Consider the following 24,882-nt stretch of genomic DNA (forward strand, 5'->3'; position numbering starts at 1 on the left):
GGAATACCTATGAGCTTTACCCGGTAAAGCCATTTATACAAGGGAATGAGTTATGGTGTTTTTAAGTGCAAATGAAGAACGTTTTTTCTTCGAATTGCAGGATACAGAAGACAGTGAACAATTTAGCCTGGTTCGGCTGAATGGGGCAGAGGAGATCTCTGCGCTGTTTGATATTGCATTAGAAGTCGTTTCCGATGATGGTGATATTGATTTCTCAACCCTGATAGGTCAGCCAGCATTTGTAACTCTGCTGGATCAGACCGACGGCAGCGAAGAGCTTACCCGCTATATCCATGGCATGATCGCCGAGGTGAGTCTGGGGGATCAGGGCGTCAATCAGAGCTCCTACCATATCCGTCTTGTGCCTAAAATCTGGGCGTTGAAACATCGTCAAAATAGCCGTATTTTCCAGTTCCAGAATGTTCAGACCATTATCGAAACTGTTCTTACCGGTGCGGGTTTAGATGTTGATGAGTTCCGTTTTGATCTGGCAAAGAGTTATCCTGATTATGATTACTGCGTGCAGTATCGGGAAACAGAGCTGGACTTTATCCAGCGATTGCTGGCTGAAGAGGGTATTCATTACTACTTCGAACACAGTGATGAAAGCCACATATTAATATTCAGCGATACCTCAGGTTCAAATCCTACCATTAGCGGCGACCCTTTCTTGGACTGTTTTCACGACAGTCAGGGGGCGGTGCGAGAGCAACATATCTTTAACTTCAGTTACAGCGAAGCTATCGTCCCGGGTAAAGTCACTCTGCGTGATTTTGATTTTAAGAAACCAAATCTCAAACTGGAGTCTACTAAATCGGCTGAGCTGGATGTGCCACTGGAAATTTATGATCATCCAGGACGTTTTATCGATTCTGGCCGGGGTACGAATAATGCGGTTATCCGCCTTGAGTCTCTGAATAGCTACCGACAATCGGCCAAAGGGCAGAGTGACGTTAACCGCATGATGCCGGGTTGCAGTTTTGAGCTGACCGGTCACGATCGGGACTTGCTAAACACTGAGTATTTAATTGCCCGGGTTGAGCATGAATGTTCTCAACCGCAGGTGTTAGAGGTAGGTGCGTCAACAGAAGGCAGTAAATACAGCAACAAATATATCTGTGTTCCTTTCGATGTTCCGTTTCGTCCGACAACCGATGTGAAGTCGCCCCATGTTGAAGGCACACAGACCGCCACGGTGACCGGCCCTGAAGGTGAAGAGATCTACACCGATGAACATGGCCGTATCAAAGTGCAGTTTCATTGGGACAGGGAAGGTCAGGGAAATGAAACCAGCTCCTGCTGGATCAGAGTTAGTCAGACACACGCGGGCGGTAGCTTCGGTGGTATGTTCCTGCCGCGGATAGGGGAAGAGGTAGTAGTGGATTTCCTTGAAGGTGATCCAGATAAACCACTGGTCATCGGTCGGGTGTATCACGGGCTTAACCGACCTCCTTATCGGCTGCCCGAACATAAATCTCGCAGCACGATTAAAACTAACTCCACTAAAGGTGGTGATGGCTTTAACGAGATCCGCTTTGAAGATAAAAAGGGTGAAGAGCAGGTGTTCTATCACGCTGAAAAAGATATCGATCAGCGAACCAAGCATGACCACCGCAGCTGGTTGGGTAATGACCGTCACAAGATTGTAGAGGGAAATGTCTACAGTGAATATCGAAGTGACGACCACCATCTGACCCAGGGCGACCAATTTCAGCAGGTGAATAAGAGCCAACACCTGACTATCGATAAGAGCCAGCATATATCTATAGGCCAAAAGAGCCACCTGTACGCAGGGCAGCAGATACATCATAAAGCGGGCCAGAAAATTCTGATTACCGCAGGCACCGAGATCGTCCTGAAAGCGGGCAGCGGCATGGTCAAACTAGACCCCTCCGGCGTCACCATCACCGGCGCTAGTATTAAACTTAACTCAGGCGGAGGAGGGGGCAGCGCAACCAAAGCATCCCCCACACCGCCGACGCAACCCGTTGAAGCGCAAAGTGATAACCCTGGGCAGATTAGCGATCCGTTGCCACAGCAAGTGGCTTGGCAATCAACACCTGCGTTTACGCATCAGGTAGCGCAAGACCGGTTGACTAATCAGCCAATGACTCAAATGTGTCAGAAGCAGCCTAATGGTAGCTGCCCCTTGAACGATTGCCCATGTGGACGGAATTAGGAGCAGGTATGATTAATACTCTGGAAAAAACATTGAATGAGATGCCTGATACTACGGCGTATCTATTGTCTGATTTTCACCCTCAGCAGTTACAGCGGCTATTTGAAATAGGCGATCTGGATGAAAAGGCTGCCCTGTTTGACGGTAGCTTGTTTAACGAACAACTAAGTTACAGCCCCTGGCTTTTTGAGTTTGGAATAGAGTCACAACTATTTGAATACTATGCTGTTACGGCAGAGGAACAGAATGTACCTCAAGGTGTGATTCTTCTGGCATCGACTGATTTGGATTTCTCTCAGGTGTTAAAACAGCTGCAAGATCGGCTGGTTATCCGTTTCGACGGCCAACGACAGGGGTTGCTTCACTTCCAATCTCCAGTAATTGCTCACTATCTGTTTAATGATGGGGCCGTAGAGGATACAGACCGTTGGTTGGGTGAGTTGAAAGGCATTATATGGCGTCACGCCGAACTTAAAGGCGAAACGGATCACTGGCGTGCACACATTCAACAGCATTACAGTAAACCAGATCAGAATGAATGGGTGCTAACAGAGAGTCAGGAGCTGGCATTGGCAAGACTCAAAAAAGATCAGCTGATCAAGCGACACTGTAAAACACTTTTTCCGGATAATGAAACAGCACTGTCTGAGGAATGGTGGCAGCTGCAGCAACGCTTCATTGATGATATTCAGGCCTGTGGTGTCAGTGACGAGTCATTAATGCTTCAGTATTTACAGCAATGCTACCGGCCGGACATGGAGGTGGTGTATATCCCCATACCACAATCAGCCGAGCGAATATTGGCACTGCCAACAGAGCAGCAACGTTTTGCTGTGGCCACCGGCCATTTAATTTAAACGATACAGGATTCAAAGGTACAGGGATGAGTACGGATTCTACCGGACAAACAAAAGTTGCCTGCGACAGTAAAAAACTGTTTATACAGGTGTATGGCAAGCAGCACCCAACAGGCCACAGTTTTGCATTTTACGACCTGAATAATCAGCAAGAGCAAGAGTGGCTGAGTAACCAGAAAACGGTAGAGTCAGTAGATCTGCAACCTAAACATCCACCGTTTGAACTCTGGCAATGGCCCTGGGATGGCCAGCCCCAACGTAATGTTTGGTTGGATATTGAGGCCGAGCAGGGCCCTCCAATACGTGTCAGCTTGTTTGACAATGTTGATGAGTGTAAACGTCAGGAGAAGGCTCAGGATTATGCTCTGCAACCGGTTGTTCCGATGCTTGAATGGACCGGTTTAATTGATAAAAAAGCACATGCTCTACCGCCAAGGTTTGGTTATCTCTACCTGTTTCGTAAGGGCCAGCTCTGGCGAGAGCTATTGGTTAGCCACAATGATGCAGGTCAGCTTGAGATGCGGGATATTCGTCTTACCGATCATCGTCAGGGAGAGCTGATTAAAACTACGGATAACCTGCGTCAGCCGGTGGGTAAACCACTATCTGAGTTGTGGATACCCATACGTCAGCAGAAGGCTAAAACATCATCAAAATTGAGGCCATCGGAAAGTCAGAAGGTTGAGAAAATTAATGATTTTGAAATGGCCTTTAGCGAAGTGCAATGGTCAGCAGCCCGGATTAATTATCTGCAAAGCGATGCCGCTGCTCGCCGTCAACGCTGTAGTCGTGTTTGGGCTGAACCATCGTTAAAGTTGCGAGTAGGGCGATTGGTGAATATTGCCGAGCAACCAGCACAACGCCCAAGGAATGACGGTGATGAGCTACTCACCCCAACCCCTGAGCGTTATAGCACTAATCTGACTTCAACTCATCTGAGTGAACTATTCGATCGTGTCAATGACGATCTGCAAAAGTATGAAAAGGGAGGGCCGGCTGCGGTTAATACTTCCAGTTGGGGGCATCCGGACACTAAAACCTCATTTCTTTATGCGGGTCAGGCGCGCAGTGCGGTAATGGAAAAAATACTACTGGATGAGCAGAATCAGCAATGCTCTCAAGTTGAGAAAATATGGCAAGCGACCTCAAGCGTAAAGGATATCTGGGCAGATGCTAAGCAACGGCAGATACCTGGTTTGTTGTTGCCAGATAACCTATTTCAGATGCGTCATGCCGCGCAAGCTGTAGCAGGGGTTCAATTATATCAACAGCTACTTCTGCAGCGTCAACAGATGCTTCCTAACTACCGTAGTGCAGAATTGCTCGCCCTGCGGGGGCTTCCACCAACGATCGGCGGTAAAGAAAACCCGATATCTAAATTTTTTCAGAATGAAGATATAGGTTTTCTGGGGGGGGCTTTTCATAGCACAATTCGAACAATACAGCGGCAAAACCTGGACAATAGCTGGCGCTATAGCCAGGAATATCTGACTGCACAGATGAAAAACCGTAATAACCAGCAACTGCTGGCGGATTATTTCAGCCTTGAAGGGGCCGACTATATCGCCGGCTTTAAGCTGGTGACTGATCTGCTGGCACCACTGACCTGTCAGCCGGGTGTTCTGGATAAACTTAATGGCGTTGATCCGTTACGTCCGCCGGTTCAGGGTCCGGCACAACAGCTGGTGGTGGGTATTTTCAATCCCTATAGTGTCCAGCCGTTAAGTGCGATGCTGCTGCCCGGGAAAGAGTCGCCGGCCACCGATCAGCCTCTGCCGCAATTGGCGGTAGAGGATAATCAGGGGGATGGCCGTTTCCGGCTGGGCTATATGCAGCAGCAGGCGGGGCTTGAAATTCAATTAGCCTCGGTAGCTACCTTTGAAGTGACTGCTTTGTTGGCTCTGCAAAAAGCTAGGCCTGATCTCTTTACCGAAAGCCGTCGGGCGGCGCAGGTGTTTGGTTTTGTGACCGGTAAGCTAGCAGAGGTTGCTAATACCGCCCTGAGTCGGGTATTGGGCAGTGCCGCTGGCCAGAGCCTGGAACGGGCCATGAAGGTGCATGGCAATCTGTTTAACCTGCTACGCAGCAGTGATCCTCTGTTCCATGAACTAACCTTTAAAGCCCATAAAGGCAGTGCTGTTGATGAAGTTGTTCTGGGTATTGAGGATTTAAAAACTGGGCAACGTTTCGGCCTGAGCGAAGCCCAACGACAGTACCAGCACCCGGGAAGTCATCAAAAACGTTTTTTTGGCGATATCAGTAGTGCCGATGGGCAGATTCAGGCCAGTACCAGCCGCGCCCGGGCAGCCCGCAATCTGTCAGAGCTACAGCTGAATGAAGTACGTTTTATCACCGCCCCCGCTAATAGCGAAGCGGTGGCAATACTACGTCGGCATCAACAGGCGGCTGATGCACTGCTGCAACATAGTCAGACGCAGAGTGTTGCAGTTGTCCGTAATGTTGATCTGGCCAGCGAAGGTCTCAAGGTAGATCTCTATTCCAAGGCGGGACAATTGGGCAAAACAGTACAGTTTCCTTTTGTCATGCTTGTGTTTGAGATGTGGAATTTGAAAGTTGCAACAACTGCTTTTATTAGAAAAAGGGAAGCGAAAACAGGTTTCAATGTCCTTTCTGCTTTTGTTGATATAACTGTCGCATCTTTAAATGCGGGTAAGTTTTATCACGAATACTGGGCTAGTGGCGGTAAAAATCCTAATATTCTGGCAAGAACGGGCGCCAAAGTCGTCATTAATAATAGCCCAGGGTCTGCTTTTAATAAATCGGCCCAAGCGTTTAGTACAAGACTGGCAGAAAGGCTACCACAACAGATAACCCGGGTCTGGATAGCGACTGCGATAGCGGGAGTTTTATCTACTGCAGCTTTCATCTGGGATGCGGTTAATGCCTTTGATAAAGGAGATAATGATAAGGGGGCGGCACTGGTCGTAGCGGCCGTGGGCGCCGGAATGATGACCGCTGCCGGTATGCTGACCGGGCTGGGGCCGGTAGGCTGGGTTGGTCTGGCGCTGATGCTAACCGGAGTAGGGCTGAGTATCTGGCTGTCGGATACGCCGCTTGAGGAGTGGATTAAACATGGCCCCTTTGGTAGCGAAAAAGATGATGCCCCCTGGTTGCAGAATGAAGATGAAGCCTATACCCGGCTACTGAACCTATTTGCCGGTATCCGTATTTCAATCCTCGATAACGGCAGTTGTGATAACAAAGGTAATCGCCTGCAAACCATCAGCATCCTGAGTAATCTGCCGGAGGATGCAGGGCTGGAACTCTACCTGCGCCGGCGCCAGAACAACATTACCCTGGTAAGCACCGGCCGTGGTGCAGTGCAGCGCTATAACCGTAAGGTCTATCAACAGGTATCGTCGGTTGGCTATAACAAGATCGATGGGGGGCTGGAGATAATTGTAGCAACCCCGCCGTCAGAAAAACTGCAGCGGGCCGGTTATAGTTTAGGCTCTGTTGAGTATGATTGGGCGGTTAAAGCCCGCTGGCGTATGCTGATGGCCAATGATGGGGATCAAACGACCTTTCCCAGCCTGAAACCGCTGGATGATGCAGCAGAAAAGAAAAATAGTCTGGCTGAAAAACCAGACTTTGAAAAAGTCAGTCAGCCGGGCTGGGCCAGCGAGCTCAGTCACGGCAGCCAAGTATAAGGACACTGCATTATCATGATGGATCTGGATACTTTTATTAACCCGCCAGTGGCAGAGTATAAATCGACGGCTTATCGGCCCGATAAAGGCCTGTTACAGCGGGAACAAGGCCCTAAAAACAGCTATCGAAAAGGGCAGTATCTGGCAAGAATAGTACCGACGGTAGAGGTGCTGCCTAGAGATACGTTTAATGTTACACCTGAGACGCTTAGAGAGTACGAACGGGATGATGAACCGGGTATAAAAGAAAAGGCTGCTGCAGGCACATTAACGAAAGAAGAATTCAAGATATTACAACAGTTACTGAGTGTGGCTCAGTTTGCTCATATAGGTATCAGTCCACTACGCTATAACAAACTGTCCTATACGCTAAATTTAATGTATGGGGGGGGGCGGTTCGTTACTTTTCTTTTTGGTGGAGGGCTATTATTTCTTTTTATTCTCACCCTGTTTAGTGATGAACCTTACAATAGTGATGATGCTCTTTTTGCTTTAATAATGATAAGTCCGTCTTTTTTATGTTGGATGATTGGTTTTTTAGCAAAAAAACTAAACCCCGAGCTCCTTTACAGCACCAAGGACTACCGTGCCTGGTACCTCTGCCGTGAAAGTGGTCTGGTCACTCAATACCACCAAAAAAAGAAAAACCTGGTACTTCATGAAGCGCCTTTTAGCGAGATGGAGTGTTATCTGCACAGTACCCCATTGCCGAGCGGCCTGCTGCGTTACAACCTGGTACTGGCTCACTACAAAGATGACTGGGGTATTGATATGTCAGATTTTTACAAGCCTTCAGAGCTCTGGCAAGAGTGCGCGGCCAGCTGGGACTCTATGCAATACTTTATGGATGTCACTCAGCCTCTCTCGGATGACCCCAGCCACGAAGAGTTTCGCCATCTTGACCCGACGACAGCAGAATACGACAAAAAAACCAACCGTCCCAAGCATTACTGGCGGGATATGGATATGGAAACCTTTGAGAAACTAAAGCGGGAAAACGATACAAAACTGCGTAAGCGGTATAATCGTTGAGAACGAAATACAATTCGTGAATTAGAATTTCCATAATTCTTAATTGGTAAAATTATTAAGTTATAGCAATGGAATGTGCAATGAAAAATATGGTTAGGCTTTTTGTGTATAAATATTCGGTATTTATTATTTTGTTATGCCAGATTTCTCTACCAAACAGCATCTATGCATCTGAATTTATTAACCTTGGAGATAGCGTTAGCTGGGAAGCACTTAATGATCAGTTTGGTGAGCCAGCCCCTCTTAAAGAAGAGACGCAGATAGTGTTCTTTGCTAATAGTTTAGAAGGTATTGAACTTCTGGATCAGTTTATGGAAGAGGTAAATGAAGATGAATTAGAGAGTATGAAATGGCAGGTGGTATTAAACGTATATACCTATAGGGGTAAGATCCATAGCTTAAGTGATTATATTGAAGAAAAGGAGAAAGAATTGGGTTTGTTTTTTTTAAAGAGCAAACCTTATCCAGTGGCTATTGATTATATAGGTAAAGAAACTTCTTTCTTTAGTAGTCTAATAACAGAAAAAGGTTTGAGTGTTATCTTGATTTATAATGGTGCATTTGGCGGCGTTGGAGGGGGGCAGACGGTCGATGAGTTGAAGGAAGGTATTGAGAGAATTAAGAGTAGTAGGAAGTGGCTAGAAAAGAATGGATTTTAAAACCTTAGAAAGGCTAAACCGGTAAAGTAAAGAGAATCTGTGAATCGATATAACCAGTGAGCCAATAGCTCGTAATGTTCGTGAAAGAGTAAGTGATAGCTGGAGATTAGATGGAATTGATAGAGATGAAAACCAGGAAGTTGCTGCGCATACGTGTTTCCCCTACGATGAATAATGAGCGGTTTTCCGATAGTGGCCATACATCAATTAACAAGGAGTGTTTAACATGCCAAAAGCTGCGCGTTTAGGTGATATTGGGTCGGGTCATGGCTGTTTTCCGCCAACCCCGATAGTGGCTGGAAGTGGGGATGTCCTCATCGATGGTATCCCTGCTGCCCGGGTGGGGGATCCGCTCGCAGCGCACGGTTGTAGTAAATGTCCACCGCATGGACGGGCTATCGCGGCGGGTTCTTCAACAGTAATGATCAATGGTAAACCAGCTGCCAGGGTGGGGGATTCGATTAGTTGTGGCGGCTCTGTCGCCGCCGGTTCGGGCACTATTTCTATCGGCTGATCAGCTCTGTTGGTGCGTACTGAACAGATTTTTTTGGAGCTGTCGAATATCAGGGAATTTGAGCATTCAGTTACCTGATATTTCGGGGTCAGAGATCTTTGACCACTACATATCCGTCGATTATAAAAGCTCGTTTTTCTCGCGTATCCAGGGTGTTTCACCGGTCTGATCTTTGATGTCGGTAGACAGTGCGATGGCATCGATGTATTCAATCGGCTGTGCTGTGATGACGTTAAACCACTGGGTGAACTTCCCCTGGGTTCTGACTACACGGGTTTTTATATCAGGATACTTTTGCTGCCAGCGAGTGGCTGATTTTTTATTTTGAAAAGCGGCCAGCTGCAGTAGATAGTGGGTTTCAGGTTCCAGTGCTGGATTACTAAAATCTGCATTCTCAGACGTTAATTGCACCTCGGGAATCTGGTTGATTTTAAAATCAGCGTTCTCTGCCTTATCGTCTTTTGGCTCAAGATAAGCCAACTGCGCTGCAGGCTCTCTGAGCTGTACTTGTATCGGTATCTGTACCGGGGTTGCCGGTTTTACTTCGGCTGATTGGGCTTCTGTTGGGATAACGTTCTGTTGAGAGGTTACCTTGTGCTGCGCCTCAGCAAGGCTTGGTCGTTCAGTCGCAGACTGTTTTGCGAGCGCGCGCGGCGGTACTTTTTTAACACCGTTATTCTGTTGAGACTCCGGAGCCGTAAAGGCTAAAGCAGGATCTTTGAGTGTGGTTCTGAATCGTTTAATTGTTTCGCTGTCCGATGCGTTACAGTGCCAGTAGCGTTCGGAGGGTTGTTTGCGCTGGAAGCACTGGATAAACCAGTCTGCTACCTGTTGCTCATGGTAATAGTAATTATCGGGTCGAATTTCAACATTATAGGTGGATGAGGGCAGACGGGGAGGGCGCTCCGATGCGCTGCCTGCAACCGCAGTAATCATTGTGGCGAGCAATATCGTTGCTGGGTAAACCTTATCCATGGCTGACATCCTTATCTTTTCTGTTACGACCCTGGTGCATACAGTAATTAGCAATAATCAAGCCACCCTTAATTGAGCCTTTTTGATAAAATAACTGAGCAAAATCAGGTTAGTAGCGATAAGTTGCGCGCTTTATTTCTCACTTATAGTCAGTCGTTTCATAGCCCTTTGTTTTAATCGCTGGCTGCAGTAAACTCCGTGAAACAAAAGGACTGTCACGTTAAGGGAGTAAGAGAGATGCAGGGAGCAATGACGCCTATTAAAGAGATTCAGCTTGAGCAGATGACTCAGCTACGGGAGCGGTCTAAGACTGTTTCTGCTGTTCTGAATAAAGAACTTCAGACCTACCTGAAAACGATTACCCCCTTGTTTGCCCCCCGGAAAGTGTTGGGCGAATATATGCAGAGTGCATCCCGCGATAAAGTGGTCGGGGCTGAAAAGAATTTCTCTATTATCCTGGAAAATTATAAAGCGGTACTTCGGGATACCTTTGGACATAACGCTAAGTTATCTTCTCCTGTTCCTGCTATCCAGAATGAACTGGTGGCCGAACCCTGGGTTTATAGTGGCAACCTGGATGGTTCTATTCTGAGCTTCAGCTCGCCAGTGCGCTGGGTACTCAGTTACGACTGTAGTTATGATCTGCCCCGTCTTGTTTCGGAAAGGACGAAAGGGGAGCAGCCACACTTTGATTCAATCACTCCCTTTGTCCTTAATGCGCTGGTTATCTGGTTGCTACTTGAGAGCAGTCCGGGTCTTGTGCGCTTACTTGAGGGGCTGGGCTATAGCGTCTCCTTCGAAACACAACCAAAAATTGCCGGAGCGCTCCCCTTTGTTGTATTGACGTCCCCCGTACCCGCTTTTCGCCCGCCGGATGATCTGGTACGGATGGTGGCACAACTGTCAGGAGGCTCAAGTTTTGAAGAGATTATCGATGTCGATCAGATTGGCGTTATGACCAATCCTTTGCAGCTAAAGCTACAGGCGTTGTTAAGCGCCGAATGAGTTTGCGCAGTTGCTTTTGATTGCGCGGATAAATGCTCAGCTTATGGTGTTTGAGGTTATAGTGAATTTACTGAAAATCGTATAACTTGTTGTTTTATAATGCGTAATTATTTTATGGCTTAATCCGTGCTCTAACCTGGCAGGCTAACTACACTATCTAAGGAGAGAACAATGCCAACACCAGGTTATATGTCCATTGAGGGCGAAACTCAGGGTAATATCACTGAAGGCGCGAACAGCATGGAGTCCATGGGTAATCGCTATCAGGAAGGTCATGAAAATGAGATCACTGTTCAGGGGTTTTCCCACCAGATTATGATTCCTCGTGACCCACAAAGTGGTCAGCCAAGTGGGCAACGTGTCCATGATGCATTGGTTGTTTCTAAAATCTATGACAAATCTTCGCCAAAATTGTTTGAAGCACTGACCAGCGGTGAGCGTCTGCCTAGAATTGAGCTGAAATGGTTCCGTACCTCTATGACGGGCCAGCAGGAGCATTACTTCACTCATGTGCTGGAAGATGCCATGATCGTTGATATTAAGGCACATATGCCGAACTGTCAGGATCCGGCGATGGAACATTTCACTCACATGGAAGATGTTTCATTTACCTACCGTAAAATCAGCTGGACTCATGAAGTTGCCGGAACCTCGGGTTCTGATGACTGGCGTGTGCCGAAAGCCTGATCGTTTCTGCGTTCTGGATAAGAATAACCGACCTTCGGGTCGGTTTTTGTTTATCTATTGATCTGCAACCATTGCATTAAACAGGGCTTCTGGGGTTTAATTCAGCCTCGTTGAAAGGGAGTTCGTTATGTTCCAGGGATTAATGGAGCGATTTTGGCGGCAACTATTTGTGCTGCTTATCGCCACCTCATTTTTAAGTGGCTGCTCAACTGTTTCAGATATGCTATCTGATGATGAGCCGCCACCGCCTCCGCCAGAGCTTATTATATCTGTGATTGCTGATTCCGGTGTGAATCAGGATCTTGATGGCCGGCCTTCTCCGACAGTGCTGCGTATTTATCAGTTAGAAGACGATGCTTTGTTTAAAGAAAGTGATTTCTTTGCGCTGTATGATGCGGACAATTCCCTGTTAGCCGGTGATCTGTTACTACGTGACGAGATGGTGGTTAACCCGGGTGGATCGGCGCTTAAAAAAACACTGCTCGATGATGATACTGAGTTTGTGGGTGTACTCGCGGCATTTCAAAATACCGATAATGGTGTGATGAAAAAGGTCGTAGCAGTCAACGCTGAGAAAGATCAGTCAGTCCAGGTCCGGCTCAAAGATAACCAGCTGACACTGGTTCTGCTCGACTAACGATGTTTCTGAGTGTTTTTTAATATCTGATTTGGATTTTGATGTGGAGTCATGGAGTGACCAATAAAGTTATCTGGCATGAAGGGATGTTTCTTCGGCCGCAGCACTTTCAACAGTACGATCAGTACTTGCTGAAAGAGATCAACAATCGCACCCGTACGATCGCTCAGTTTAACTGGGGTTTTTCCCGCCTGAAGATAAATGAATCTAACTTAAAGATTGGTGAGCTATCTCTGGACGATTGTGCCGGGAGTTTTACCGATGGCACCTGTTTTGATATGCATACGGGGGATGCGCCACCACTACCTATCCTGGTTGATGATTCTATCTCTGATGCAGTGGTGTATCTGGCCATTCCACTTCAGCAGCAGGGTGTTGTTGAAGTCGGTAGCAACGATAATCGAAATAGCCTGGTCCGTTACTTGCCAAAGAGCGTTGAAGTTGCCGATATAGTGTCGTCCGAAAGTGAACGCACCAACATTCAGGTGGGTGAGCTACGTTTGCGGATGTTTGTTGAAGATGCCCGGCAAAACTCGGATAACCGGGTGCCGGATGGTTATACCCGGCTGGCGATTGCTCATATTGAAGAGGTCAAGGGAGGGCAGATCCGTTTGCGTCAGCAGTTTATCTCTCCTCTACAGAGTATCGGGGCGTCCGATCTACTGCTCAACTTTCTGACCGAATTACAGTCGATGTTGACCACCCGAGCCAGAGAGCTTGCTGCCCGGGTAAGCAGCTCTGGTGGTAAAGGAGGCGTTGCAGAAGTGACCGACTTTATGCTGCTGCAACTACTGAACCGTTTCGACCCCCTGCTGACCTTGTATCGACAGGTAATTGAGATGGCGCCGCTTGAACTCTATGAGCGACTGCTGCAGTTAACGGGTGAGCTGGCGACCTTTATGAAACCTGACAAACGTCCGATCGAATTTAACGAGTATCAGCAGGATAATCTGATTGAGACGTTCAGGCCGGTGATGGAGGAACTGAAAAGCTGCTTTGGCACTGTGCTGGAGCAGATTGCTGAAAGCATACCGTTATCCCCGTCGCAATACGGTATTCGTGCGGCAAGAATTCGGGATCGGGTATTATTAAAAAGTGCTGATTTTATCTTTGCTGTCAGTGCTCAGGTGGGACAGGAGAAGCTCAGAACTCAGTTCCCCCAGCAGATAAAGATTGGTCCTGTCGAACGTATCAGAGAGCTTATTACCAGCGCCCTGCCAGGGGTTCCTATCTCGCCGTTACCGGTTGCGCCACGTGAAATTCCTTATCATGCTGGCTTTACGTATTTTCAGCTCGATACCAGCCATGAAATCTGGAAAGAGCTGGATAAATCCGGCGGCATTGCTTTCCATATTGGAGGCGAGTTCCCAGGGCTTGAGTGCCAGTTCTGGGCCATTAAACGCAGATAAATAGTTGTTATCATGGATGATCAAACAGTAATACGCCCAATGCCGGGGGGGCGCAAACCCCGTACCAATGGAAACCGGGATCAGCAGCCTCCTCAACCTGCCCCTCGGCAGGCCCCGCCTCGAACTGAACATGTCGTCCCAGATCGGGGTTATCAGCATTCAGATCATCAAAGCGCTGCACCCCAATCAGCGCCGCTGCCGCCTTTAAGAAAGCGTGCTGCCGGTATGGATTATGAACCGGGTTATGACAGCCATTCAGGGGGGATTGGGCTACAGGGTGAAAACCCACTCTTGCAGCTGGTAACTCCGCTGTTGTCATTCTTAGGCAAAATACAGAATACGGTTGAATGTCCTGACTTGGATGAGTTTCACCGTTACGCACTGGATCAGATTCAATTATATGAGTCTCAGGCCTGGGGGTTACCCGGGGGGCGTGAGCATAATGACTATATCAGCTATCCGTTGTGTGCTTTGGTTGACGAAATTGTTCTGAATACTCCCTGGGGCAGCACCAGTCAATGGAGCAGTGAAAGTCTCTTGATTAGCCGCCATCAGGAGGCGTGGGGAGGTGAACGTTTTTTCTCCTATCTGGATGAGTTAATGAAGCGTCCTTCCAGCAATCTCGAATTGCTGGAATTTTACTTTGCCTGTTTATCACTGGGCTTCGAAGGTAAATATCGGCGCATGGCTAATGGCCGGCGTGAGTTAGATCGTCTGCGTAGTGAGCTTTATATTCTGATTAGTCGGCACCGCGACTATGAACCTGAAGGCTTATCGCCTAACTGGGAAGGGGTGTCCGATCGCCGTAGCGGTGTTGCTCGCTATGTCCCGTATTGGGTTATCTGGGTGTTCTTCCTGTTCATGCTAATGGGCGTATTCCTTGGCTTTATCTGGACGATTACCCAGCAATCCGATCAGGTGATGGAACAGTTTATAGGTATTGGTAATACAGCCGAGGTTGAAGTTACGCCGGTCAATATTGATCGATTGTCTGCCCCTATGTTGACGGTTGCAGAACCGGACTTATCCCCCGAGCAGCTGGATTACTTTGAACTGCTGGAACCGGTGCTGATTGAAGAGCTGGAATCAGGCACTGTTGAGCTGTTTGATGAGGGAAATCAGGTCCGGCTGCGGTTGAGACATACGGGGCTATTTCCTTCCGGCCAGGCTCACCTTTCAGCAGCATTCACCCCATTGATTGAGCGAATTGGTGTGCAGCTGAAAGGGGTGGGTAAGCCTATTGTTGTCGAGGGACATTCTGATAACGTGCCGATTTTTTCAGCACGATATCCTTCTAACTGGGCGTTATCTCAGGCTCGGGCTCAATCCGTTGGTGAAGTATTGCTGAGCCAGCTTGAAGGGGGCGTGATTCTGCGGGTAGAAGGTAAAGCGTCGAGTGAACCGCTGGTTGAGAATAACTCAAACCGGAACAAGGCACTGAACCGGCGCGTAGAGATTCTGCTGCGTAAATAGTTATTCAGTATTGAACCATTGTTTTAGTTCAGGGATTGACAGGAAAACACGTGAATAAATTAATCAGAATAATCACAAACCGGTGGTTTATTCAGGGAATCGGAATTCTCTGTCTGGCACTTCTAATCTGGTTTATCGGGCCACTGATTGCTATTGCTGAAAACTATTTTCTTGCCGGTGAATTTGCGCGATTACTGGCTATTGTTATAACGGTTCTGTGTTGGGTGGCGATCTCAGTGGCGTTGTTTTGGCGCCGTAAACGGAAAAATGAACAGCTTTTGGATGATCTGGGTAGTGAGCTTCAGACGGAGGCTTCAATAGCTGAAACCGCCCGGGAGGATGAGCAGGCAATTATCCGTGAACGGTTTGATGAAGCCCTTAGTGTATTGCGTTCAACGAAAGGGCGCTCGGGTAGAAAGGCCAATCTGTATGAGTTGCCCTGGTACATTATTATCGGGCCACCGGGATCGGGTAAAACCACCGCTTTAGTAAACTCGGGACTGAATTTCCCACTGGCCGATAAACTCGGCAGTGAGGCGATTCAGGGTATCGGAGGTACTCGTCACTGTGATTGGTGGTTTACCGATGATGCCGTTCTGATCGATACAGCGGGCCGTTTTACCACGCAGGACAGCCATGAATCTGTGGATAAAGCCGCCTGGCAGCAGTTTATGGATCTGTTGAAAAATAATCGTCCCCAACAGCCGGTTAATGGTGTTTTGGTGACGATGAGTATTGCTGACATCATGCAGCAATCAGAAGATGAGCGTGCGCTCTATGCGCAGACCATCCGCCGTCGTATTGATGAGCTGAATGAGCATTTAGGTATATCGGCGCCTGTCTATTTCACCTTTACTAAGTGCGATCTGATCTCTGGGTTTAGTGAGTTCTTTGGTAGTTATGACCGTGATGCCCGGGGGCAGGTTTGGGGAGAAACATTTCCACTGCCGGATAAGGGGCCGTCTGCGTTTGATATTGATGGCTATGCGACCCGGTTTGATAGCCTGACAGTGCGCATTGAACAGCAACTGATTGAGCGCATGTATCAGGAGCAGGACCCGGACAAACGCAGTCTTATTATGGGATTTCCAAGTCAGTTCGCAGGATTGAGGGATATTGTTTCAATCTTTCTCGGCGATATATTCAGTTCCAACCGCTACAACGAAGGGGCGCTGTTGCGCGGTGTTTACTTTACCAGTGGCACGCAGGCAGGTACTCCAATTGACCGCTTGTTGGGGGCCTTGACGCAAAGTTTTGGTTTTAGCAAAACAACGCTGGTGGGTGCCAGTGGGCGAGGTAAAAGCTACTTTCTCAAAGACCTGTTGCAACAGGTGATCTTTAGGGAAGCGGGTATTGCCGGAGTGGATCAGGGGCTGATACGCCGACGTCGTTGGCTGCAGCGATTTGCGATGGGTGGTGCTCTGGGGTTATTCCTGGCTGGTACGAGCCTGTTTAGCTGGTCCTATGTTAACAATGAGGGAAAAATCAACGCGCTGGTTGAGCTTAATACCCAGTTTGAATCACAGTCGGTACAGGTTCCACTGTCTGAAGCTGATTTTCTGGCGGTACTGCCTGAACTGAATACCCTGAGAGCTGCGACAAAGCTTTATGATGAAGTGGGCTTAGATCACCGTTTTGGTCTGAACCAGGGCCCGACGTTGACGGAAGGGGCGCGTTCGGCCTACTTGAAACAGCTACAAAATGCCTTTCTTCCCGTACTGGTCGCACGGATAGAAGAGTTGATTATTGCCAGCGATCCGAATCAGACTGACAGTCTCTATGAACTACTTAAAACCTACCTTATGTATGGCGGGGTGAAACCTTACGATGCTGAGCTTCTAACCACCTGGGCGATACTTGATTGGCAGGAAACTTACGCATTAGATGAGCAGACCGTTGCCGATCTTCAGGGGCATATGGATGTTTTAATGGAGCATGGCTTTCTGCCAGTAACGTTAAATCAGGATATTGTTTCCCAAGCGCGCCGCTACTTATCAAAAGACTCATTAGAGAAACAGGTGTATCAGGCAGTTAAACGGGAGTTGAGCCAGGAGCGCAAGTATGACCTTGCGTTGGACGAGGTGTTTGGACCCTATGCGTTTGATCTTTTCAAAAGTAGAAATGGTGCTGATCTGACTCGTTTCGTTATGCCCGGCGTCTTTACTAAACAGGGATTCTACACTTTGTTTCTGCCAAACAGTGCGAGTCTGTCTAAAGAATACATTGATAATAACTGGGTGATGGGAGAGCGCTATCAATCCCGTCACTATATGGACAGCGACGCCCTGCAGCGCAAAGTGTTGGGTCTCTATTACGATGATTTTATTCAGCACTGGGATGACATGATCAATGATATGACGATGCAGCGCCCGACGAATGCAGAAGAGAGTATTCGTCAGATCTCGGTCGCTGCCGGGTTGGATAGTCCGCTGCGCCATCTGGTGGAAACCCTGAATAAAGAGACAACGCTGAGTAAGCCGTTTTCAGCAAAGCAGGAGGAAAGTTCTGACCAGCTCGCCCGGGATGTTTCCAGTGTGAGTCAGGGGTTGGCGGTTAAGCAACAAAAGGTCAGTCGGTTGATGCGGAACGCAAAGAAAGCGGGCTTGTTGGACAATCTGGGGGGGGACCTGGGACAGCAGGTGGAACGTTATTATACCCCTTATTATAAATTGCTGGAGAAGCGCGGTAGTTCGTCATTGTTAGATCGTCTTAGCCGGGATCTGGCTGAGTTGAGCAACTATATGGATGATGCGGCTAACTCTTCTTTTTCCAGTACCGGCGCTATCGATGCGGTCCAGGGGCGTATCGCCCGGAATCAGGCCGATCCTCTGGCCAAGGTGAACAGCTATCAGGCCGATATGCCACAAATGATGCAGGGGTGGTTGGGAGCATTAGGTGCGCAAAACTGGTCGGTGGTTCTGGATAATACTAAAACAGAGTTGAATCAGTTGTGGCAATCCCAGGTTGTTTACGAGTGTAAGAACTTTTTGGAGGGTCGCTATCCGGTTAAATCTAATGCTCGTTCTGAAGTGACGCTGGAGGATTTTAGCCGTTTCTTCGGCCCGGATGGCACCTTAGATAGTTTTGTGAATACCTATCTGAAAGACTTTATCGATACTAAAGGTCGGATCTGGGTCGAACGGGAAGTGGATGGTCAGAAACTGGGGTTGGGTAAAGCGACACTTTCGCAACTGCAGAAAGCCAACGATATCAAGGAGACATTCTTCCGTAACAGTGAATTGTCAGTCCCCTTTGTTATGCGCCCCGTACGCTTGGATACAGATGCATCTAAGTTCTTCCTCAGTATTGGTTCTCAGGAGGTTATCTATCGTCACGGCCCACGTCGCTCCAGTGCGGTGACATGGCCCTCTCTGGATAGTGATACCGTTCGGCTGCGTTTCGAAAGCCTCAATGGCGATAGTAAATCCAGCACCGAAGAGGGGCCCTGGGCCTGGTTTCGATTGCTGAATCAATCGCAACTAAAGAGCACTGAGAATCGGGCCGTGTATGAAGTTAACTTCAGTGAGGGAGGGCTTAGTGCAACATATGAACTACGGGCTCGCAGTGTGATTAATCCATTTGCTGGTGATCTGTTGTCAGGTTTCCGCTGTCAGGATTCGCTGTGATATGAGCGTTGTTCAGAGTGGCTTCTATGGCAAGGTGCCCTGTAAAGGGGATTTTGTTAGCCGTGGGCTTAGCCGGGGGTGTATTACTAATCTGGATCGTTGGCTGCAGCAGGGGATGAGCAGTAGTAAAAACTATCTGGCTGAACGTTGGTCCGAGCTGTATATGGTGGCCCCGGTATGGCAGTTTTATCTATCGCCGGGGATTGTCGATAGCAACGGCTGGCTGGGGGTTTTTATTCCCAGTATTGATAGCGTGGGTCGAAAATTTCCATGTCTGCTTGCCGTGCCAGTGTTATCGCCGTTTATCTGCTTGAAGCAACTGGAAGATCAGGAAGAGTTGCTGATGCAGATTGAAGATTTGCTATTAGAATCACTGGGTGATGGTTTTGACTTCTCTCTGTTTTGTCGCCAGGTCAGTAATCTTCGGTTATTGCCAGCTTACCCTTCTGTTGATCTCTATAAAGCAGCAAAGCCGGTATCTAAAATGGTTAACCTTGAACAGCAGCGGGCTGACTATCGTCATCTGGATCTATTGTCTGAGTTTAGCCGGCCGTCGGTTTGGTGGAGTGAGGGATCAGACTCGATCGCTTCTCAGCTTTGGTTTGATGATGGTTTGCCGGATGCCGCGCAGTTTCGTTTTTATCTCGAAGGAATGTAAATGAATCTGAACCATGGAGTGGTTTATGTCGGATGATACGCAGCTACCTTCAAATAGAGTAAACAGTTATGCCATGACCGCTGTCGGTCATGTAAGAAAGCATAATGAGGACGCCTATTTAAGTCAGTCAGCACAGTGCCATTGGGCCGTTGCCGATGGTATGGGAGGGCATTCTGCCGGAGATGTAGCCAGCCAGTCGATTGTTGAAACGCTTGAAAATTTTGAACTCAGGCCAGAGTTTCCAGACGCTGTTGATCTGCTTGAAGATCTATTGCTGGAGACCAACAGAAAGCTGCGAAATCTGGCCGGTGAATCGCATAAAATCATCGGCTCAACCGTGGCTGGAGTTGTACTTCTTCCAGCTCATTATCTGATTTACTGGTGTGGCGATAGTCGGGTTTATCTATATCGAAATGGTGTGCTGGTTCAGGAAACGGTGGATCATACTTATACTCAGGAGCTGGTGGCTCAAGGGATGCTCACGCCTGAACAGGCATTAGTGCATCCAGAACGGAACGTTATTACCCGGGCAGTGGGTGCGTCAGACGAGCTATTCGTGGATATGGACATTCGTAACCTACAAGCCGGCGACCGCTTCCTGATCTGTAGTGATGGTTTAGATAAAGAACTCTCTGATACCGATATTGCCACTTTTATGGAACAACGTGATTTGCCACTGGATCAGCTGACACAACAGATGATGGATTGTTGTCTGGAACGGGGCGGTCGGGACAATATCACCCTTATTCTTATCGACAATTTAACCGCTGCCTGAATAAAGGAATGATCGCGCTTTTATGAAGGACTTTAAACAGCAGCTTAAACTGTATCTACAGGGACAGATCCAACGGGAGCAGTTATCGCAAACGATGGCTGTTCTGGTATCAGAGCAGCCGGAGCTGGCCGACAAAATTATTCAGGGCCTGCAGCAGATGGCAAGCCAACAGCTGATTAGCTCTGATGATCATAGTGAGTTGGTTGAGGTCATCAACCAGCACCGTACAGGAATAACGTCAGCTGCACTGGATGACGCGACGGTTGTCCGTTCAGAGCCCGATGATAAAACCGCTGTGCTGTTGCCGTCTGGCCAGGGTGTTTTGCCGCAAGGCGAAGATAAAACCCGGCTAACAGAATCGATACATGCGCCGTTGAGTCCTGCCACCGAAAACGGGGCGTTATCATCGGTATTGCATAATCAGGAGGACAGCAGCCGGATTAATTCGGCGGGCGCGGCCTCGCCTGCCCCAACGGTAACCAGTACTGGCACCAGTACGTCGCGTTGGAAGAAGCCCTTTGCCGAACATGCCACAGACGAGACAGCCATGGGCGTTGGCTCCGTCATTAAAGAGCGCTTCCGGTTAGTAGAGTTTATCGGTTGCGGGGGGATGGGTGATGTTTATAAAGCTGAAGATCAGCGTCGTCTCGATGCCCATGATCACGATTCTCTGGTTGCCATTAAAGTCCTGAATAAAACGTTTCGGGAGCACCCGGAGTCACTTCGCTCACTGCAGCGTGAAGCGCGGAAGACTCAAAATCTTGCCCACCCGAATATTGTTAATGTATTTGATTTTGATCGGGATCGGGATAATGTCTTTATGACGATGGAGCTGATGCAGGGAGCTCCGTTGAGTACGGTTATTAAAGCAAATCCTGCCGGGCTATCGCTCGATAGAGTACTGGAATACGTTGCTGGTATGGCAGGTGCGCTGGGATATGCTCATCAACAGGGTATTGTTCATTCAGACTTTAAACCCAGTAATGTTTTTCTGAATAATGGCCAGATTAAAGTGTTCGATTTTGGCATTGCACGCGCGGCTAAATCTGCAGCGGCACCGGAAGACAGTTTCGATGCCGGAGATCTGGGGGCTCTGACACCCAGTTATGCATCACCTGCCATGTTAGATGGGGCTGCAACGGTTGATGCCAGAGATGATCTGTATGCCCTGGGTTGTATCATTTATGAATTGGTTTGTGGCAAACATCCATTTATCCGCAATGGAAAAAAAGTTCCCGCCGATGAGGCCCGGTTAGCAGGCATGAAAATGGTGGAGCTTAAACAGCTCAACCGAAATCAGAATAAAGCTCTCCGGCAGTTACTGGCCTTTGATGAACAGCAACGGACCGCCAGTGTTGAGACCTTTCTTCAGCAGTTTTTGCCGCAGCATCAGCGTCACGGCTTAGTAAGCCGGTGGTATGTCTGGGTGATGATGCTGTTGTTTGTCTGCGGTATTGCATACTTTCCGTTGCTAAATTTATTGCATCAACGTCAGATTGACGATTTTGTTGATGATCTGAAAAATCGGAATAATGAGGCGGTGAAGGCGTGGCTGGATAAGATCCAGTCGATGGAGACTGAGCAGCAAAACACGTTTTACAATGATACTCAGGTTAAACGTGAGTTAACCCGGTATTTTCTTAATCAGGTGGCTGAAAATGCTGATGCCGATGCTTATAACCAAGCGCAGCAGTTGGCCGATAGAGCGCTACAGATTTATGAAGATTCCCGCCGTCTGTCCGATAAACAGGAACAACTGACCAAGCAGAAAGCTGAGCGGCTGAATGTTCTGAATAATGAGCTGAACAGAGCTCTGGAATTGCCAACAACGGCGTTTGTTACCGCTTTGATAGAGCTGAAAGCTTTACTGGCCAGTATTCGGCGTGTTGATGCCGGCAGTGCAATGCTGGGTGATGCCCGTATTCCGGTTAAATTGGCTGAAACGATGGTTGAACTGATCGATCTGCATCAGTTTAGTTCAGCGCAACAGGTGGGGCAGGTGGCCATGGAACTGTTTCCCGATAATCAGGAATTAAATAACACGACTCGGAAGCTCGAGTTGGAAAGACTACGCTTCAACCGGGCAACCCGGATTAGTGAACTACAACGGCAGCTGAACAGTGAGTCACTGAATAATCTGGATAATTATACTGATGTGCTACCGGTTATAAAGGAACTACAACAGCTTGAACCAGGTAATGACAGGTTAAATCAGTTGCAACAACAGCTCTCCAGGTTATTGGTTGACGAGCAACAACGCTTTATCGATGCCCACGCCTGGCAAGAGGCCGAAGACCTTCTGGTACCCTTTGTCGGGGTTCTCATTCCTGCGGATCTTGTCGGCATGGAGCTGACGCTGAAGCAATCACAGGAGCAATATCAGCGTTTTATTGATGAGCAGGTCGCGGGTATTGATGCAGATATTCTCGAGCAACGGCTTGAGAGTGCTGAGCAAAAAATTGTCCGACTTAAGCCCACTATTGCTGATCAGCGAACCATTATCGCAGTGTCTGATCGGCTGGCATCGGCCTGGATTAAACAATCCCGAAGCGAGCGAGATCAACATAACTGGGAGGCGTCTTCTGCAGCGCTGGCGCGGATCGTTACCCTTGACGTCAGTCCGGAACTGCAACAGACCATAGCTTACGAGCAGCAGCATCTGGAACAGGTAAAGCAGATGACGGAACAGGAGCTGGCAGCTTCGGTGTTAGCCGGAGAGAATTCGGCAAGGCAGGCAGAGCTGCAGACGCTTCAGTCTGAACTTGCAAGTTTGCTGGAGTCCGTCGAATTATCGGATAGTACAACCCGTAAAGCACTGAGCTTACTTGATCGAATTGATGTTCTCAAAGGGGATCAAGTTATCGTCACGCAAGGCCGGAAGCGTATGGTTCAGCGTTACACGGAACAAGCCGTTGCTGCTGCCGATTCGGATGTTATCGGGGCTATCGGTATTCTGCAGGACGGTAAACGCCTGCTTCCCGAAAGTTCTGAAATTACCGATCTGCTAGCTAAGTTACAGGCTCGTCAGGAGAGTGTGTCTGAACAGGAAAAAGTTGCACAGCTTGAATCTCTGAAACAGCAGCTTGATCAGTTATTAACTGACCCTGAGGTTACCCCCGAATGGGAGAAACGTGTGGTGACGTTGTTATCCAGGCTAAAAATTGAGCAGAATGACCCTGCGTATATTCAGGGCATTAACACCCGCCTTGCTATTGCCTATGACGGAGAAGCTAAGCGCCTGACCAGGCTGAATGACTTTGACGCGGCCAGAGACTTTCTGCAGCGTGCTGCACAGTATGATTCAAGTCTCGGTACTTTGAATGCAACGGATGAGGGGATCTCTGAGGCAGAAATCTTGTTTCAACAGGAGCAGGCTGAACGTAAGAGTGAGGCACTTATCAGTGGTTTGAAGCAAACGTTTGATACTCAAATTCAGGCTAATGATCTGAGTGCTGCCCGGCAAACTTTCACGCGTCTGAAAAGTGAACTGGGAGAGGGGGACTCTTTTGTCACTCAGCAGGCACCAAAGACGTTCCAGGCGGTATACCTTCGCCTGGCAGATCAACTCGCCGCCCGTAAACGTTTTTCTCAGGCCGAGAAACTGATGCTAAGCGCCCGGGATCTGCTTGCGGATCCAGAGATTGTCGATCAGCGAATAGCTGAGTATCAGAACGGTGCGCGTTTATATCATGTTACACAAGCAATCAAGAAGCCTGATATTGACAGAGTCGTCAAAGCGGCGGGCTTATTGTCAGAGTTGCAGCCGCAGTTGAACGCAGAAAAATACCAACAGCTGAGTCGAGATTTGCAAGATGCTGTGATCGGTCAGGTTAATAGTTTAATGGCCCGATCTCCTGTTCAGGCAAACCAGCTACTCCAGACGGCGCAACAGTTATTCCCTGAGAATCGTTCGTTGCAGCAATTAAAACTAAGCACTGTAAAACCAAGTACGTCAAGGCAAACTGCCCCGAAGCCTGCAAGTTCTACTTTATCTAATCAGAACGCAGGTAACGCAAACAGGAGCTCAGATCAGGAGTCTTCTGACGTATCAGTGCCCAAACCAGACTCAGTTGCTCGGATAGCGTCAGATCGTATTTGTACTGCTGGTCTGGCCGGCAAAGGGATACGTTCTGCGGCGGTATGCTGGGATATGCTAACTGAAAAGAGCAAGGCTCCTTTTATGATTGTTGTCCCTGGAAGTAGCCGTTCATATGCGATCAGTAAATTCGAAATATCCCGCAACGACTATAACCAGTACTGTAAATTATCAGGGAGTTGCAGTGCCGTTGGTGGGGCTCAAAAGCTTCCCATAACCGGCTTGAATCAGGCACAGATAGATAAATATATAGCATGGTTAAGTAGCACGACCGGTTATCAGTATCACTTACCGAGTAAAGATCAATGGGTGCACGCAGCGAAAGCGACGGGTGGTAACCAACCACAAAACTATAACTGCCGGTTATCACGCGGTGCTCAGATTCTAAAAGGGCGTGATCTTGTGAGCGTGCAGCAGGGCAGGCCTAATGCCTGGGGGTTGGTGAACTACCTTGGGAATGCCCAGGAATTGGTGAAAAGCGGGTCGGGCCTTGAGGCAGTGGGTGGCAGTTACAGGGTGAAAATGTCGGACTGTTCTGTTTCGTTATCGGTTTCTGTAAGCGGGATTACGGATAAGGCGACCGGATTTCGCCTAGTCAGAGAGCTTTAATGGAGATCTCGAATGGAGAG

The 24,882-nt window shown here is 48.3% G+C and carries 17 protein-coding genes; 15 read left to right on the forward strand and 2 right to left on the reverse strand.

The window, feature by feature from the left end; translation table 11 throughout:
* Window positions 1-52 precede the first annotated feature (52 nt).
* The 6 genes from AMJAP_RS03485 (at window position 53) to AMJAP_RS03510 (ending at window position 8,912) form a co-directional block, all read left to right on the forward strand.
* The gene (locus AMJAP_RS03485) at window positions 53-2,179 is read left to right on the forward strand and encodes a type VI secretion system Vgr family protein (protein WP_019622387.1); all 2,127 of its coding nucleotides are present in this window, start codon (window positions 53-55) and stop codon (window positions 2,177-2,179) included.
* A gap of 8 nt (window positions 2,180-2,187) precedes the next feature.
* Window positions 2,188-3,036, forward strand: coding sequence for a DUF4123 domain-containing protein (locus AMJAP_RS03490; protein ID WP_019622388.1), 849 nt, complete (start codon window positions 2,188-2,190; stop codon window positions 3,034-3,036).
* A gap of 26 nt (window positions 3,037-3,062) precedes the next feature.
* Window positions 3,063-6,707, forward strand: a complete 3,645-nt coding sequence (locus AMJAP_RS03495) for a hypothetical protein (RefSeq protein WP_019622389.1) — start codon at window positions 3,063-3,065, stop codon at window positions 6,705-6,707.
* 15 nt (window positions 6,708-6,722) lie between these two features.
* Window positions 6,723-7,739, forward strand: coding sequence for a hypothetical protein (locus AMJAP_RS03500; RefSeq protein ID WP_019622390.1), 1,017 nt, complete (start codon window positions 6,723-6,725; stop codon window positions 7,737-7,739).
* Window positions 7,740-7,819: 80 nt separating this feature from the next.
* Window positions 7,820-8,398, forward strand: coding sequence for a hypothetical protein (locus AMJAP_RS03505; protein ID WP_019622391.1), 579 nt, complete (start codon window positions 7,820-7,822; stop codon window positions 8,396-8,398).
* A gap of 226 nt (window positions 8,399-8,624) precedes the next feature.
* Window positions 8,625-8,912, forward strand: coding sequence for a type VI secretion system PAAR protein (locus AMJAP_RS03510; RefSeq protein ID WP_019622392.1), 288 nt, complete (start codon window positions 8,625-8,627; stop codon window positions 8,910-8,912).
* Window positions 8,913-9,032: 120 nt separating this feature from the next.
* On the opposite strand, the gene AMJAP_RS03515 is transcribed toward AMJAP_RS03510, so the two are convergent.
* Window positions 9,033-9,887, reverse strand: coding sequence for a hypothetical protein (locus tag AMJAP_RS03515; RefSeq protein WP_019622393.1), 855 nt, complete (start codon window positions 9,885-9,887; stop codon window positions 9,033-9,035).
* 198 nt (window positions 9,888-10,085) lie between these two features.
* Between AMJAP_RS03515 and AMJAP_RS03520 the strand changes: the two genes are divergently transcribed.
* The 4 genes from AMJAP_RS03520 to tssK all read left to right on the forward strand — a co-directional run bounded on the left by AMJAP_RS03520 (window position 10,086) and on the right by tssK (window position 13,625).
* Complete coding sequence (locus AMJAP_RS03520; RefSeq protein WP_156815230.1) at window positions 10,086-10,892, forward strand: hypothetical protein; 807 nt, start codon at window positions 10,086-10,088, stop codon at window positions 10,890-10,892.
* Window positions 10,893-11,063: 171 nt separating this feature from the next.
* Entirely contained in the window at window positions 11,064-11,579 is a 516-nt protein-coding gene (locus AMJAP_RS03525) for an Hcp family type VI secretion system effector (RefSeq protein WP_019622395.1), read from the forward strand.
* A gap of 127 nt (window positions 11,580-11,706) precedes the next feature.
* On the forward strand, window positions 11,707-12,216 hold the full coding sequence (gene tssJ, locus AMJAP_RS03530) for a type VI secretion system lipoprotein TssJ (protein WP_019622396.1): 510 nt from the start codon (window positions 11,707-11,709) through the stop codon (window positions 12,214-12,216).
* A 56-nt stretch (window positions 12,217-12,272) separates the two neighbouring features.
* A complete protein-coding gene (gene tssK, locus AMJAP_RS03535) occupies window positions 12,273-13,625 on the forward strand; it encodes a type VI secretion system baseplate subunit TssK (RefSeq protein ID WP_019622397.1) in 1,353 nt (450 codons plus the stop codon).
* A gap of 10 nt (window positions 13,626-13,635) precedes the next feature.
* Here the strand turns inward: tssK and AMJAP_RS03540 are convergent, their stop codons facing one another.
* Window positions 13,636-13,944, reverse strand: coding sequence for a hypothetical protein (locus tag AMJAP_RS03540; protein ID WP_026340189.1), 309 nt, complete (start codon window positions 13,942-13,944; stop codon window positions 13,636-13,638).
* Between AMJAP_RS03540 and icmH the strand changes: the two genes are divergently transcribed.
* The 5 genes from icmH to AMJAP_RS03565 are packed head-to-tail and all read left to right on the forward strand — an operon-like array spanning window position 13,938 to window position 24,862.
* Complete coding sequence (gene icmH / locus AMJAP_RS03545; RefSeq protein ID WP_026340190.1) at window positions 13,938-15,098, forward strand: type IVB secretion system protein IcmH/DotU; 1,161 nt, start codon at window positions 13,938-13,940, stop codon at window positions 15,096-15,098. The genes AMJAP_RS03540 and icmH overlap by 7 nt on opposite strands.
* Window positions 15,099-15,148: 50 nt before the next feature.
* Window positions 15,149-18,724 (forward strand): type VI secretion system membrane subunit TssM, encoded by a 3,576-nt coding sequence (gene tssM / locus AMJAP_RS03550; protein ID WP_019622399.1) that lies wholly within the window; start codon window positions 15,149-15,151, stop codon window positions 18,722-18,724.
* Between the two features lies 1 nt (window position 18,725).
* The gene (gene tagF / locus AMJAP_RS03555) at window positions 18,726-19,382 is read left to right on the forward strand and encodes a type VI secretion system-associated protein TagF (protein WP_019622400.1); all 657 of its coding nucleotides are present in this window, start codon (window positions 18,726-18,728) and stop codon (window positions 19,380-19,382) included.
* A gap of 25 nt (window positions 19,383-19,407) precedes the next feature.
* Window positions 19,408-20,157 (forward strand): PP2C family protein-serine/threonine phosphatase, encoded by a 750-nt coding sequence (locus AMJAP_RS03560; protein WP_040404735.1) that lies wholly within the window; start codon window positions 19,408-19,410, stop codon window positions 20,155-20,157.
* Between the two features lie 22 nt (window positions 20,158-20,179).
* Entirely contained in the window at window positions 20,180-24,862 is a 4,683-nt protein-coding gene (locus tag AMJAP_RS03565) for a protein kinase domain-containing protein (protein ID WP_019622402.1), read from the forward strand.
* Window positions 24,863-24,882: the final 20 nt, after the last annotated feature.

Origin of the sequence: Amphritea japonica ATCC BAA-1530 (genome assembly GCF_016592435.1) — a bacterium.
Classification (GTDB): Bacteria; Pseudomonadota; Gammaproteobacteria; order Pseudomonadales; family Balneatricaceae; genus Amphritea; species Amphritea japonica.